Genomic DNA, 14288 nt, shown 5'->3' with positions numbered 1-14288 from the left:
TAAAAAGTTGCCATCCGCCCGCGCCGCGAATAGCCTAAACGGTAATCGATTGCGGAGGAAACGCGGATGAATCGAAAAACAAGAGCGTGGTGGGGCGCCGAAAATCTTATCGAAAAGCTGGCGAGCCTATTTCGGTGCGCTGGCGTCGGGCGCCGCTTCAAGAGGCTAGGCCTCGTAGCGGCGAGCGCGCTCATGCTGACCGCCGGCCCGGCTTTGGCCCAGACGACGGGCATGCGCGTGGGCGCCGCCAAGGTTGACGTCACCCCGGCCAAACTGCCGGACAACTTCAACGGCGTGCTCGACAAGATCTATGCCCGCGCCATCGTGATCGAGAGCGGCGGCGCCCGCGCGGCCCTGCTGACCGTCGATGCGGGCGCTGTAGCCACGCCGATCTGGGAGCGTCTGACCGCCCGCGCCGCGAGCGAACTTAGCATCCCCGCCAACCAAATCCTGGTGACCGCGACCCACACCCATAGCGTTCCGTTCGGCCGGGACGCGGCCTACGAGGAATCGCTCTTCCAGGCGCTGAAAAACGCCTCGGCAAAACTGCGCCCCGCGCGGATGGCCTATGGCCAAGGCGTCTCCTACATCAATGTGAACCGCAACATCATCGACCCTAAAACCCAGCGTTGGTGGGAAGGGCCCAATTACGACGGCCCGTCCGACAAGACCGTCGCCGTGGTGCGGTTCGAGACACTCCAAGGCGCGCCGATCGCGGTCTACTTCAACTATGGGGTCCACGCCGTCCTGACTGGCTCGCTGGACATGGTCAGCGGCGATCTTCCGGGTTCGGCCTCGCGCTATATCGAGGACTCGCTGGGCGACGATGTGGTCGCCGTCTATTCCAACGGCGCGGCCGGCGATCAAAATCCGATCTTCTTCCAGCAGACCTATGACCTGCGCCAGATCCGCATCGAAGACTACGCCGCGCGCGGCCAGGACATCAGCAACGCCATGCCGCCAGGCGGCCAGGGACTGGACCGCAAGAACCCCAAGGTCGCACGCCTGCTAGATCAGCAAAAGCAGATGACCCTAAGCATGGGCCAAATGCTGGGCGAGGAGGTGCTCCACGTCTCGCGCTCCAACCTGGAGCGGCCGGTGGCCGAGGCCAAGATCGCGGGCGCTCAGACCGTCGTCTCGTGCCCCGGCCGTCGTCGCCTGGACAAGGGCCGTGCGGGCTATCCTGGCACATACGAGCCGGCTGATCCCATCGGCATTCGCCTTAGCCTGCTGCGGATCGGCGACACCATGATCGGCGGCGTCGACGCCGAGGTGTTCACGATGATCGCCCAGCGCTTCAAACGCCAGTCGCCCTTCAAGCACACGATGATGACCACCTTGACCAATGGCGTGGCGCGTTCGGGCTATATTCCGAACGACGCGGCCTTTGGCTTCAACACCTTCGAGGTGGTCTCCTCGCGGCTGCAGCCTGGCTGCGCCGAAACCGCCATCGTCAATGGATTGCTCGACCTTGTCGATCAGGTGACCGCCACCCCGGCCAAGAGCCAGTGATCGGGCGGCGATGCGTCGGCTCAGCCGGCGCTTCGCGCGCGCGTCTGATGGAAAGATTCAAGATGACCCCGCGTTCGAACCTGCGGCGTGCTTGCGCCGCGCTGCCCCTGGCCCTGGCGATCACGACCGGCTGGCCGGGCCTGTCTGGCGCGCAGACCGCGCCGCCGCCCTACAAACCCGACGGCACGGTGCTGCTCAGCGGCGAGGTCCCGCCGTCCAACCTGCTCAGCAAGGAAGGCGCCGACTACCTGCGCCACCTGATCGTGGACAAGCCCTTCGGATCGGGTCCGCCGCTCGCTGACATCAAGGCCGAGCGGGCGCGGCAGGACGCGATCATGCGCGTCTTCCTCGATCCGATGCGCCGACGCTACGCCGTCAATGTGGCCGAGGAGACGATCGGCGGCGTGCTCGTGGACGTCGTCACGCCCGCCGATGGCGTCTCCCCCGAAAACCGCGACCGCGTGCTGATCAATCTGCATGGCGGCGGCTTCGTCACCGGCGCGCGATCGGCATCACTGGTGGAATCGGTTCCGCTCGCCGCGCTCATGCGCATCAAGGTGATCTCGATCGACTACCGGATGGGCCCCGAATACCAGTTCCCGGCGGCCAGCCAGGACGTCGCGGCGGTCTATCGGCAGGTGCTCAAGACCCATGACGCCAAGCGGGTGGGCCTCTATGGCTGCTCGGCGGGCGGCACCCTGGCCGCGCAGTCTATCGCCTGGTTCCAGAGCCACGATCTTCCTAACCCCGCCGCCGTCGGCGTTTTCTGCTCTTCACTGGGCCAGATGGTGGCAGGCGACTCCGCTCACCTGGCCGGCGGGCTTTTGGGCTCTGGCCCTCGCCGAGCGCCGCCCCCTGCCGCTAGCGCGTCGCCGCCGGCGCCGCGTGCGCCGACCTATATGGGCGATGCGCGCCGCGATGATCCGCTCGCTTACCCGGAGGTGTCGCGCGACGTGCTGGCGCGGTTCCCGCCAACCCTGCTGATCTCAGGAACGCGCTCTTTCGAATTCAGCGCCGCCTTGAACTCCCACAACAAGCTGACCGCCGCCGGCGTGCAGTCCCAGTTCCATGGCTGGGACGGTCTGTTTCACGCCTTTATCTACAATTCCGAGCTGCCGGAATCGCGCGAGGCCTACGACATCATGGTGCGCTTCTTCGACACTCACCTGGCCAAGTAAGTTGAAGGCCTGGCCGCCTGCGCTGTGTGCGGGCGGCTAGGCTTTCGACGCGGCGCGCTTGGCTAGGGCGATCGCGCCCATGGGGCCGGCGTCGGGACCAAGGGCTGCGGCCCTTATGATGCTGTCGGCGGATTTCGCGGTTACGAACGGCAGATAATCGCCAAGCCGTTCAACCAGGATCTGGCGCACGAGAGGCAGCAGGAAAGAGCGCTCCAGCGCCACGCTGCCGCCGAAGAGGATGCGCTCGGACGAGGTGGTCAGCAAAATGGCGCCGCAAAGCTCGGCGATGTCCCAGGCCACGTAACGCCACGCCGGATGGTCGTCCGACGCCGCGGCTGCGTCCATGCCCAACCGCTGCGTCAGTGCTGGGCCGCACACCAGCCCCTCGATGCAGTCGTCGTGAAAGGGGCAGGCGCCCGCAAAACTGTCGCCGGGCGCGCGGCGCAGCCGAAGGTGCCCGATCTCAGGATGCATCGCGCCGTGGACAGGCCGCCCGCTGATCAACAGCCCCCCGCCCACACCCGTGCCGATGGTGACGTAGCTCAAGGCCTCGCAGCCCTTGCCAGCGCCCCAAAGGTGTTCGGCCAAGGCTGCGCCATTGACGTCGGTGTCGATATCCCAAGGACAGTCGAAGCCGTCGGTGAGCATGGCCGCGACACGCGCGCCGCTCCAGCCGGGCTTTGGCGTAGCCAGGATGGTCCCGTAATCGGGCTGGCCGCGATCCAGCTGCAGGGGCCCGAACGAGGCGATGCCGATCGCCTGCAGCGACCAAAGCGCTCGCCAGCGATCGATCTGATCGCGAAGCGCACCCAAGGTCTCGGCTGGCGCTTGGGTCGCCAATGTGACCCGCTCGGTGATCTGATCGCCGTCGGCGAGAATGGCGATGGCCTTGGTGCCGCCAAGCTCGACGCCGACGAGGCGTTCAGGGCCGCTCACGGCTACGCCTCAAGCTCGGCGTTTTCGCCGCTCAGGCGAAGGCGCAGCATCGGGGCGAACGTGGCGCCAAAACGCTTTTCGCGGGGGGCCGAGACGTCATCGCCCCAGTCGTCGACGAAGCTTGTCACCTGCAGGTCGGGCATGACCAGCCAACTATAGGTTTGCCGCGGCGCCTGGGGCGGGTTGGCGAACACTAGGCCCGTGCCGTTCAACGGCCGCCATTGCTGGCCAAGCCCTTCGGCCACCATGCCGTAGAGCCCCGTGGGGCCGACGGGACCTTCGGGATTGAAGACGTGGCTCTGGGTCGACCAGAACAGGTAATAGCGACCCTCGTGGAAGACCACGTGAGGGCGTTCCAGCTCGTTGTTGAGCGTATCGGCGCTGATGATCGGCGGCAGGATGGTCCATTGAGCCGCCGCCTCCTCATCCGCGCGGGCCGCGCCGATGACGCCGTTGAAGGCCGAAGGCGATCCGGCCTTCGACGCGGCGAAGAACACATAGTGGCGACCATCGGCCGGGTCGCGGAAATAGGCCGGATCGCGAAACGCCTTGATGGTGCCCACAGCGCCCGAGCCAGCGTCGCTGGCCATGTAGAAGTCTGGGTCAAGCAGGACAAACTCGTTCAGATCACGCCAGTCCCCCAGCGACCACGACCCCGTTTGACCGCGCAAGGTGGCGCGCGCGCGAAACAGGCGCTGCTCGAAAGTGAGGGCCGCCTCGCCGCGCCGACCCGTAGCCGTGAAATAGAGCGTCAGGCTGGCGGCGTCCTGGTCAAGGACGGCCGAGCCTGACCATTCACGACTGCCGGGCGAGAAGCCGTCCGGCATGGCCGGGCCAAGATCGCTCCATCGCCCGTCGGTCCGGGAAAAGAGGTGGATTCGCGCGTGGCCATGACGCTCGTCGGGATCGGGGAAGCGTGGCGCGCCAAGCGCCATCCATAGGGTCTCGCCTCCCGGCAACGCAAAGGCGGCCCCGTCCGCGTCCTGGATCGGCCAGGCGTCCCAGATGTCAATGTCGGGCGCGGCTCGAACCACGTCGGACGGCCCAAGGATCGGCGCGCTATGGGCCGCGTCCAGCGAGATCTGGCGCACCTGCGCCGCGGTCCAGGCTGTCGCCGGTGCGTCGCCGGCGGCGGGGACGCTCGATTGTGGATCAGTGCGCATCACCGAGGCTGAGCGCCTGGTCGCGCCCGCCGCCGCCAAGGGCGCGTCGAGCTCATCGTCGCGGGAAGAGAGAGGTATGCGGGCACCGGGCTGATCCGAACTTCTAACTTAAGCCTTCTGCGTACTGGAATGCTGCGGTCGTTACAATCGATTGTATAGCCAAAAGGCGCCCGTTTCTCTTTCGCCTGAAGCCGGGCGGCGCAACCGATGGAGCTCCGCATGGCCTGAACCACAAGGTCATTTCGGCTCGATCGAGCGCCAAACTCCCGCGGCGTCGCACGGGCAAGCTGGCGGCGACATGGGTCCATTGCCGGTCAAATGTCTCGCAGAACCGCAATCGATTACGTTTGGGCTTGTATTCGACCATGGCTTGTTCGACGCTGCGCCTAGCCAGCCGGCGATAGACCGGCGCGCCCGCGGAGGACGATCGTGAGCATCCATAGAAGAGATTTCGCGCGCCTTGGCGTCGCCGCCATCGCCGCGTTCGGCCTTGGTGTTCCAGCCCGCGCGCAGGACGCCTCGCCGTTCGCCGATGTCCTTGCCCACATCGACCCGCAATTGCGTCCCTCGGCTTTACGCATGCTGACCATGTCGGCTCAGTCGCAGCCGCTGGGCGACGCCACCGTCGCCAAGCGTCGGACCGAAAGCGCCAGCTATGCGGCGCCGCTGCTGCCCGACATTCGCGTCGACGAGCGCCAGATTGCAGGCGCGCGCGGGCATCCGCCGGTTACGGTGTTTGTCATCAACGCCGGCGGCGCGGGCGCGCGGCCCGGCATCCTGCACACCCACGGCGGCGGCTTTATTCTGGGCCAGGCCCGCTACGAACTTCGTTTTTTGCAGGAGCTGGCGCGCGACCTCGACTGCATCGTGGTGTCGGTCGAGTATCGCCTCGCGCCCGAGGCGCGCTTTACCGGATCGCTCGAGGACAACTATGCGGGCCTGCGGTGGATGCACGCCTCCGCGCGCGAACTTGGCCTTGATCCCAAGCGTGTCGCGCTGCTGGGCGAAAGCGCCGGGGGCGGGCACGCCGCCTTGCTTGCGATCGCCGCGCGTGACCGGGGCGAGGTTCCGGTCGCCTTCCAGGCCCTGATCTATCCCATGCTCGATGATCGCACGGGTAGTTCGGTCAGGACGCCGGCCCATATCGGTGCGGTGCTGTGGGATGCCGCTTCCAACCGTTATGGCTGGCGCAGTTTGCTCGGCGTTGAACCGGGCGGGGGCGCCGTTCCAGCCGCCGGCGTGCCGGCGCGGGTCGCTGACCTGGCCGGCCTGCCGCCGACCTTCATCGCGGTGGGCGGGGTGGATCTCTTCGTCAGCGAGGACATCACCTACGGGCGGCGTCTGAACGAGGCGGGCGTGCCGGTCGAACTGCACGTCTTCCCCGGCGGCTATCACGCCTTTGACCGCGTCGCGAGCGAGACTGAAATCGCCGAACGGTTCACGCGGATCAAGATGGACGCGCTTCGCCGCGCCTTTGGTCAGGCCTTGCCGGCTTAGCGGTCAGCTGGAGGCGCGGACGATCAGTTCGGGGTCGAGCACGACCGATCCCGTCCGCTTTCCTTCCACCCGCTTGAGCAGGCACTCCACCAACTGGGTGGCGCCGGCGGCGACATCTTGGCGAACCGTCGTCAGGGCAGGCATCGAGGTGCGGGCCATCGCCAGATCGTCAAAGCCCACGACCTTGACGTCACGCGGGGCGTGGACCCCCCGCGCGGCGAAGGCCTGGATCGCCGACAGGGCGATCATGTCCGAAGCGGCGAAGACGCCGTCGGGCAACTGTTCGGCCTCATCCAGGAACTGAGCGATCTCGGCCGAATTCAGCTCGGCCGCCAGATGGGTGGGGATCTCGACCAGGTTGGCCGCGCCCTTGCTGTCGGCGATGGCCGCGCGGGCGCCCTCCAGCCGGTGGCGGATCTCGATCGCCTTGGCGTTGCCAAAGAAGGCGATGTTCTTGCAGCCGCGTTCGATCAGGTGAAGCGTGGCCAATCGGCCGCCCAGGAAGTTGTCTGTGCCTACAGAGCAATGGGCCTGACCGGGTGCGAAGGCGCCCCAGGCGACCATGGGCAGGTAGTGCTGGGCCGCCGCATCCAAAATGGCCGACTGGTCCGACTGGCCGATGATGATGAAGCCATCGACCCGATCGGCGGCGATCATCTCTTCAAGCCAGTCCTCTCGGTCGGGAATGACGCGCGAGAGCACCAGCTCAAAGCCGCGCTCGGTCAGCTCGTCGGCCAGGCAGCCGATCATGGTCATGAAGAATGGATCGGAAATGTGCTGCGCGCGCTCGTGGCCCAACGGGATGACCACGCCGATCGCGCCACGCCGTTTGATCCGCAGGTTTCTGGCGAATGAGCTGGGGCGAAAGCCATGCTTGTCGGCCAGGGCGCGGATGCGCTCTTCCGTGGCGGCGCTGACCATGCCCTTGCCGGCGAGCGCGCGCGACACGGTGGCCGCCGACACGCCGGCCAGGCTGGCGAGGTCGTAGATTGTGCGAACCTTATTGGCCAAGAGGCCTCCCTGTCACCGCCCGTTCCACGACGCCCCCGGCCGCATGTCAACCGCTTATTGGGCGCCGTAGCAGCGCTGACGACCGCCAGCCTAGCCGGCCGGCTTGGTCTCGACGGGGGAGTAGTCGTTTACATCACGTTCGGCCAGCCGGGCGGCGAACGGCTTACGCACCGCGTTCCAGACACAAAGCGCCGCCAGGAGGCTGGCCAGGGCCGCCCCCGCGGTGATGCTCCAGGCGATCTCGCCCAGCCAGTCGCCGGCAAGCCCCATCAACAGCGGCGCGACGACGGCGCCGACGCAGGTGAAGAACAGCAGCAAGCCGGCGATGGATCCATGGCGGCTCTTGTCATGGCAGCTGATGCCCGCCGAGTTGAGGGTCGGGTAGAGCACCGACATGAACAGGCCCGTCGCCGGAAGCGCGAACAGCGCGACGTCGCGGCCGCCAGCGACGGCGACCCAGAACAGCGCGGCCATGGCGCTGCTGCAGATGGCCACCACGACCGTCCAATCAAACTTGGACAGCAGCCACACGCCCAGGAAGCGGCCGATGGCGCGCAGCACGAAGAAGATCGCCACCGCATAGGCGACCAGCCACACCCAAGGCCCCTGGTAGCTGGACAGATAGGTGGGCGCCCAGACGTAGACGGCGGCTTCGGCGCCCACATAGAGCATCAGGGCCAGGCCAAAGAACAGCGAGGCCGGATCGCGCATCAGCCGCAGCGCCTCATCGGGGCGGACAGGCCCCTGGGCGGTCGCGACCGGACGGGGGAAACGCGCGGCGAACGATCCGATCAGCAAAAGGGCGCAAAGCCCCGCGGCCAGCAGATAAACCCACTTCCAGCTCGCTCCGCTCTGGACCAGATAGGCCACAAGCGCTGGGCCAACGATGGCGCCGACGCCAAAGAAGCCCTCCACCAGATTCATGGTCCGGGCGTGCTCGCCCGTGGAGCGTGAAAGGTCGCCGATGAGCGCAAGCGCTCCCGATTTGAAGACGCCGATCCCCAGGCCTGAAATGAACAGCAGGCCCGTGAAGAACAGGAAGTCGTGGCCGGCCGCGAACAGCGCCGAGGCCACGCCAAAAAGTCCAAGCCCAATCAGAATCGTCGCCTTGCGCCCAAGGCGGTCGGCCAAGAAGCCAAGACCGATGGCGGCGATGCCGATGCCCGACATGGTGGCGTACTGGAACGAGCCGGCGGCCGTCAGCCCGAGGCCGAACTCGCGGATCACCTCGGGGATCACCGTGCCCACGGCGTCCGTCGTCATGGCGAACATCGCAAACATCAAGAAGACGAGGATTTTCAGCAACAGCGAGCCGCGCGCCCTCGCCGATGGAATCTGTTGGTTCGCCATGATGTCTCCCCCTGCTGCGAGGTCGCCAGCCGATCGGCTCGCAGCGCCTCACGCTCTTGCTTTGAGGGCAGACCTTAGTAGGGAGGCAATCGATTGCAAGGCCGGAATTTTGGGCGTATGTCACCCATAAGTCCGCCAGGATGGCGCGGCCGGCGAAGAGGGTCTTTAGCGCACGAGTCTTGCCACGGCGGCCGCAGCGACGACCCAGAACGAGCCGCAGCTCAAGCAGATGAAGGCTGTGCGCTGCAGAGGGCTCCAGACGGCGGAGGCGTCGGCGGCGGTGGATAGAGAACGCGAACCCATGGACTTCCTCCACACCTGCTGTGCGTTTGTCGATGGTTTGTCGCCCAGGTGATCTTCAGGCGCCATCTGGTAGAAATACGCGCTGGGCGGCGGATGGATGCCGCCCTCCGCCGCGCGTCAGCCGAAAATGGCCTTCAGGACGACAAACAGCGCGGCCCAGAACACGCCGCAGGTGACCACCAAAAAGCCCAAGGTCAGGCGTGGAGGCCACTTGGCGTCGGACGCGAACGCCTCGTCCAGGTCGGCTTGCAAGCGACGGGCGGGACTTTCGGCGTGCGCCTCCATACCCGTGATGGCGTGTAGACGGGGGGCGGCCGGATCCATGATCTCGTCGAGACCTTGATCAACCCTGCGCTTGTGATTCACCGAACGGCTCCCTTCTGGAACAGCCCGTCTTCTATCGCGCGGGCCTAAACAAACCGTCGGCGTACATGCTTAAGCAATCGCCAACGCGCTGGGACGACTGATTGCGGCCGCATCCCATAACGAAGTTATGTGAAGTTTAGATCGGGGGACGGCAAGTCTAACGCTGCGGTGGCAGGCAAGGCTGCCGCGTTTGGGCCGGCGATCTGCAGTCGAGCGCGGCCGATGGGAGCGCAAAAAGCTCATTTTGAGCAAGCCGTAGGCGGCCGCTATTCTCCTGTTAGCCGAAAGCCTTTGCCATTTGTGAACCACGTTCTTATCACGGCGCATCGTTTGGCCTCCCGGCAGGTCGAGGGCGGGGCGCTGGGATGTTCAATGTCGAGAGGGGCGATACGGTAACGGCCGCGCAGCGTGCGCCAGCCGCCGTGGCCGATCCCATAAAGCGCGCGATGGACGTGATCGTGGCGCTGGGGATGTTGATCTTCACCCTGCCCGTAACCCTGCCCGCCGCGGCCTTCGTGGCCCTGACCTCCGAAGGTCCGATCTTCTTTTCCCAACGCCGCACGGGCCTCAACGGCCAGACCTTCATGATCTTGAAGTTTCGCTCCATGCGCGTTCGTCAAGAGGGCGGCTTTCGCCAGGCAACGCGCGACGATGACCGCATCACGCCCATCGGGCGTTTCCTTCGCCGCTCCAGCATGGATGAGCTGCCTCAGCTGCTGAACATCCTAAAGGGCGAGATGTCTTTGGTCGGGCCGCGTCCGCACGCGGTGGACCATGACGCCCAGTGCCGCGCGGTGATCGCAGACTATGATGCGCGCTATCTTGTGCGGCCGGGTCTGACGGGCCTGGCCCAGGTGTCGGGGCTGCGAGGCGAGTCTGGCGATGACCACATGGCCGAACGCGTGCGCCTGGACATCGCCTACATCGAGCGCTGGTCCATCGTTCTGGACCTCAAAATCCTGTGCAAGACCGCGGCGGTCGTTCTCTTTCAAAAGCAGGCCTACTAGGGACCCGCGAGCACGCCGCGCCTGGCGTCAGGCCGCTTGCCGCAAGCAAGGGTGGGCCGCCGTGGAGATGAGGCAGCGGATAACGCAGGCGGCCGCGAGTTGGCGACTGGGGGCTAATCCGTAGCCGAGCAAGCGCCCGTCAGGCCCCAAGGCGCGCCACCGCCACCGGTCGCCAGTCTCAGAAATGGTAAAGTTATCTAGTCGCCCGGACATTTCCATACCGCGTCTTGTTATTGATGTCGGGCTGAACGACTGGCGCGGCGCCAAGTTGCGTCTAGATTTCGACGTTGCGTGCAAAATACTCTCAAGCATTACCGCGGCGCCCCTGAGCGCGCCGCGGCCCTAGACCCAGGCCAGCCGCCGCTTGACGAGCAGCCGCCCCGACGACCGTATACGCGCGTCAGCGGCTATCGCCGTCGGCCCGTCATCCTATATGTAAGCCTCAAGTGGAGGAAAAAATGATGATGGGCCGTGGGTCGAAGTTGATGGCGATGCTCGGGGTGGCGCTTTGCGTCGGTCTGGTGAGCATTGATACGGCGGACGCCGCCCGTCGCGGCAGCTTCGGCAGCCGCGGATCGCGCACCTATCAGGCTCCGCCTCCAACCCGCACAGCGCCGGGCCAGGCTGCTCCCATACAGCGTTCCATGACCCAGCCCGCGCCGGGTCAACAGGCCGCGCGCCCGGGCGCCCCGGCTGCGGCTCCCGCCGCGCGCGCGCAGCAACCGCGCCGCGGCTTTCTCGGCGGTCTGGGCGGCGGCATTCTGGGCGGCCTGCTCGTGGGCGGTCTGATCGGGGCCCTGATGGGCAATGGCTTTGGCGCTGGAATGGCCGGGTTGGGCGCGGTGCTGTTCCAACTGGCGCTGCTGGCTGGCGGCGCGTTCCTGCTGATGAAGCTTTTGCGCCGTCGCCAACAGCCTGCCGTGGCCACGGCAGGCGGCTGGTCCAACACCACGTCCAACCGTGAGCCGATCTATCCCGCCGGCTTTGGACGCAGCCAAGGCGAGGCCGCGCCCGCCTACGCGCCTGAGCCGCAGGCCACGGTCGCCACGACCGAGATCGGTGTGACCGGCGCGGACCGCGAGACGTTCGAGCGTCTGATGATGGAAATCCGCGAGGGCTTTGGCCGCGAGGACTATGCAGCCTTGCGTGAGCGCACCACGCCCGAAGTCATGGGCTATCTGGCCGAGGAACTTGGGCAGAACGCCACCGAAGGCAAGCGCAACGAGATCTCCAACGCCAAGCTGCTCGAAGCCGACGTCGCCGAGGCCTGGAGCGAAGGCGATCGTGAATATGCGACCGCCGCCATGCGCCACGAAGCCATCGACGTGATCCGCGACCGCGCCACCGGCGCGGTGCTGGAAGGCGATCCGCACCAACCGGTCCAGACCACCGAGCTGTGGACCTTCGTGCGGCAGGGCCAAGGTCCCTGGAAGCTGTCGGCCATCCAACAGGCCTAAGCTTCTTGGAGCCAATCAAGCGCCCCCGGCGATCACTCGCCGGGGGCGCTTTTACGTCTTCTGACTAGAAGGGAAAAAAGACGGGTATGGCCAGCATGGCCACCAGCCAGGTGATCAGGTTCAACGGTATCCCGACCCTTACGAAGTCCAGATAGCTATAGCCGGCCATGTTGTAGACCAAGACATTGGTCTGATAGCCGAACGGCGTGGCGAAAGCGGCTGAGGCGGCCATCATCACGGCCACCAGGAACGGTCGCGGATCCACGCCCAGGCTTTCAGCCAAGGCCACGGCGATCGGCGTGATCAGCACCGCGACCGTGGCGTTGGACAACAGCTCGGTCGCAAAGAGCGTCACCCCATAGAGGACGATCAGGGCGCCCAGCGGCCCCATGGGACGGATGACATCGATCAACCTGGACGCACCGGCCTGAGCCAGGCCCGTAACCTCGATAGCGGTGCCGACCACCACCATCCCTGAGATCAGCAGCAAGATCTCTGGGCGCAGACCCGCATAGGCCTCCTCCGGCGTGATCACCTTGAGCAGGATCAGCGCCACCGCCCCGGCGAAGGCCGCCGCCGCGATCGGCGCCCAGCCCAGAGCCGCTGCGGCGATCACCAGCGAAAAGACCCCAAAGGCGATCAGCGCCGGCCGAAGCTGGAACGGCCGATCGGCCGCGCCATAGAGCGCCACGTCGCCAAGATGCGCGTCGCCCGAACCATCCGGCTGGTTGCGCGCCTCGCCCAATCGCGGGAACCCGAAGGGCAAAAGACGGCGCCTGCGGGCCGCGGCCTTGGCCTCGGCTTGGCGTCGCGTCTCTTCAAGCAAGGCCAGCCGCTGGGCTTGCGCCTCGTCTCGCGCCACCGCGCGACCCAGTTGGCGCGCGCCTACGAAATAGAGCCAAAGACCGCCGGCCGCGGCGATGCAAAGGCCTACCGGCGCAATCTCGAAAAGGCCAAAGCCCGGCTGGCCGGCGTTGCGGGCCATGTCGTTGACCAAGAGGTTGGTCGATGTTCCGATCAGTGTGATCAGCCCGCCCATCACCGTGGCGTGGCTGAGCGGCATCAAGAAGCGCTTTGGCGACAGCTTGAGCGACTTGGCCACATCGCGGATCACCGGCGCGGCCAGCACCACCACCGGCGTATTGTTCAAAAAGCCGCCGACCGAGCCGCAAAGGCCGATCACGATCCAGATGCCGCGCGCCCCGATCCGCGCCGAGAGCTTGGTGGCCTGACGGATCATCAGGCCCAGCAGTCCTGAAAGCTCGATCGCATAGGCGATGACGAACAGGCCAGCCAGGGCGATGACAGCCGGACTGGCGAAGGCGCCCTGCACCTCTACGGGTCGCACCACCCCCGTCATCAGGAGCGCCGCGGCGCCGCTCAGCGCCACGACATCCGAGCGCAGCTTGCCGTGGATCATCAACCCGACTACCGCGACAAGCACACTCAAGGCGACGATCTGATCGAAGGTCATTGGCTCTGCAGAGCCCCCCGCGACGCCCAGGTCAACCGTTTTCGCCCCGCCGCCGCCTATTGGCCCAAAGCCATGCTAGGCTGTCCCCCATGCTAAAGCCCATCGCGACGCTTTGCCTGCCGATGGTCGTCCTTGCGGCGTCCGCATTCGCCCTGAGCGCCTGTGAGCGCCAGCAAGAGGCCATGGCGCCGGAGCCGCAATCGCCGCCGGTTGCGGCCGTGAGCCCGACACCGCCGCAGCCGCCGCAGCCCGTCGTTGATCGCGCCGCCCTTCTTGAGGCGATGAGCGTAGCGGCGTCCGCCTATGCGGCCGGACAAGAGCCTGCGGGCGAGGGTTTGGCTGGACGGCGCTTTGTGGTTCGTCAGGTCTTTGGCTGCGGCGGCCCGGCGCCGCCCAGGGCCGCCGATGCGCCAGGCGATGGCGTCGGGCGATGGAGCTGGTCGCAGGATCGTAAGGCGGTCCAGATTGATCTTGCCCCCGCCGATTGGAGCGGCTCCGCCCTGATCGAGGGCGGCGACCAAAGCTGGGAGGCGGCCGAAGGGTTTTGGCTGCTGCGCCCGTGGCAGCTGTCGGGCGGCTGCCCCGCCGTGACGGCCGACCCCCTGGCCAGCGAGCCGGCGCGGCCATCACCCCAATCGGCCGGCATCGCGGCGGTGTTTGATGAGTCGAGCTCGCGGCTGGGGCGCCGCAACGGCCGCGCCTATACCACGGCTCTGCGCGGCGAAGATGGTGCGCCCCCCGCCACTACAGGCGGCTACCGTCTGGTCCTCGAGGGACGCTTCACCGCCTTCGCCAGTGGCCGGGCCGTCCGCTGCCGGGCGGCCAGCCCCGACCAGCGCCCCGTTTGCATCGCGGCGGCGCGCGTCGATCGCGTGGCGTTCGAAGACGCCTCGGGGGCTGTGCTTAGCGAATGGCGCGCCGGTTGACCTTGGCTCACGAGCCGCGGGCTCTGACCCGCATCTGCGCCCAGACATAACGACACATTGATCCCGGCGCTGACCCCTCCTGGACGCCGCGGCCGGGGAACCTTGGCC

General features: G+C 66.6%; 12 protein-coding genes. 6 read left to right on the top strand and 6 right to left on the bottom strand.

Annotated features, from left to right (window positions below):
- Window positions 1-192: 192 nt before the first annotated feature.
- Window positions 193-1512 (top strand): neutral/alkaline non-lysosomal ceramidase N-terminal domain-containing protein, encoded by a 1320-nt coding sequence (locus O5K31_RS16150; RefSeq protein WP_269714772.1) that lies wholly within the window; start codon window positions 193-195, stop codon window positions 1510-1512.
- A gap of 62 nt (window positions 1513-1574) precedes the next feature.
- Window positions 1575-2690 carry an alpha/beta hydrolase gene (locus tag O5K31_RS16145; RefSeq protein ID WP_269714771.1) on the top strand — a complete coding sequence of 372 codons (1116 nt, stop codon included), beginning with the start codon at window positions 1575-1577 and terminating at the stop codon, window positions 2688-2690.
- Between the two features lie 36 nt (window positions 2691-2726).
- On the opposite strand, the gene O5K31_RS16140 is transcribed toward O5K31_RS16145, so the two are convergent.
- Window positions 2727-3626 (bottom strand): ROK family protein, encoded by a 900-nt coding sequence (locus O5K31_RS16140; protein ID WP_269714770.1) that lies wholly within the window; start codon window positions 3624-3626, stop codon window positions 2727-2729.
- A gap of 2 nt (window positions 3627-3628) precedes the next feature.
- Window positions 3629-4789: a glycoside hydrolase family 68 protein gene (locus O5K31_RS16135; protein ID WP_269714769.1), complete on the bottom strand. Its 1161-nt coding sequence runs from the start codon at window positions 4787-4789 to the stop codon at window positions 3629-3631.
- Between the two features lie 429 nt (window positions 4790-5218).
- Between O5K31_RS16135 and O5K31_RS16130 the strand changes: the two genes are divergently transcribed.
- Complete coding sequence (locus O5K31_RS16130) at window positions 5219-6286, top strand: alpha/beta hydrolase (protein ID WP_269714768.1); 1068 nt, start codon at window positions 5219-5221, stop codon at window positions 6284-6286.
- Window positions 6287-6289: 3 nt separating this feature from the next.
- On the opposite strand, the gene O5K31_RS16125 is transcribed toward O5K31_RS16130, so the two are convergent.
- The 3 genes from O5K31_RS16125 to O5K31_RS16115 all read right to left on the bottom strand — a co-directional run bounded on the left by O5K31_RS16125 (window position 6290) and on the right by O5K31_RS16115 (window position 9316).
- Window positions 6290-7297: a LacI family DNA-binding transcriptional regulator gene (locus O5K31_RS16125; RefSeq protein WP_269714767.1), complete on the bottom strand. Its 1008-nt coding sequence runs from the start codon at window positions 7295-7297 to the stop codon at window positions 6290-6292.
- Between the two features lie 90 nt (window positions 7298-7387).
- Entirely contained in the window at window positions 7388-8647 is a 1260-nt protein-coding gene (locus O5K31_RS16120; protein WP_269714766.1) for an MFS transporter, read from the bottom strand.
- A gap of 420 nt (window positions 8648-9067) precedes the next feature.
- Complete coding sequence (locus O5K31_RS16115) at window positions 9068-9316, bottom strand: hypothetical protein (RefSeq protein WP_269714765.1); 249 nt, start codon at window positions 9314-9316, stop codon at window positions 9068-9070.
- Window positions 9317-9681: 365 nt separating this feature from the next.
- Between O5K31_RS16115 and O5K31_RS16110 the strand changes: the two genes are divergently transcribed.
- On the top strand, window positions 9682-10323 hold the full coding sequence (locus O5K31_RS16110) for an exopolysaccharide biosynthesis polyprenyl glycosylphosphotransferase (protein WP_269714764.1): 642 nt from the start codon (window positions 9682-9684) through the stop codon (window positions 10321-10323).
- A gap of 458 nt (window positions 10324-10781) precedes the next feature.
- A complete protein-coding gene (locus tag O5K31_RS16105; protein WP_269714763.1) occupies window positions 10782-11780 on the top strand; it encodes a TIM44-like domain-containing protein in 999 nt (332 codons plus the stop codon).
- A gap of 64 nt (window positions 11781-11844) precedes the next feature.
- Here the strand turns inward: O5K31_RS16105 and O5K31_RS16100 are convergent, their stop codons facing one another.
- Entirely contained in the window at window positions 11845-13254 is a 1410-nt protein-coding gene (locus O5K31_RS16100; RefSeq protein ID WP_269714762.1) for an SLC13 family permease, read from the bottom strand.
- 89 nt (window positions 13255-13343) lie between these two features.
- On the opposite strand from O5K31_RS16100, the gene O5K31_RS16095 reads away from it, so the two are divergent.
- A complete protein-coding gene (locus tag O5K31_RS16095; RefSeq protein WP_269714761.1) occupies window positions 13344-14180 on the top strand; it encodes a hypothetical protein in 837 nt (278 codons plus the stop codon).
- The last annotated feature ends 108 nt before the right edge of the window (window positions 14181-14288 follow it).

The organism is Caulobacter sp. NIBR2454 (genome assembly GCF_027474405.1).
In the GTDB taxonomy this organism is placed as follows: Bacteria; Pseudomonadota; Alphaproteobacteria; order Caulobacterales; family Caulobacteraceae; genus Caulobacter.
Note: the sequence above shows the minus strand (reverse complement) of the source record. Positions and strands in the feature narration are given on the sequence as shown.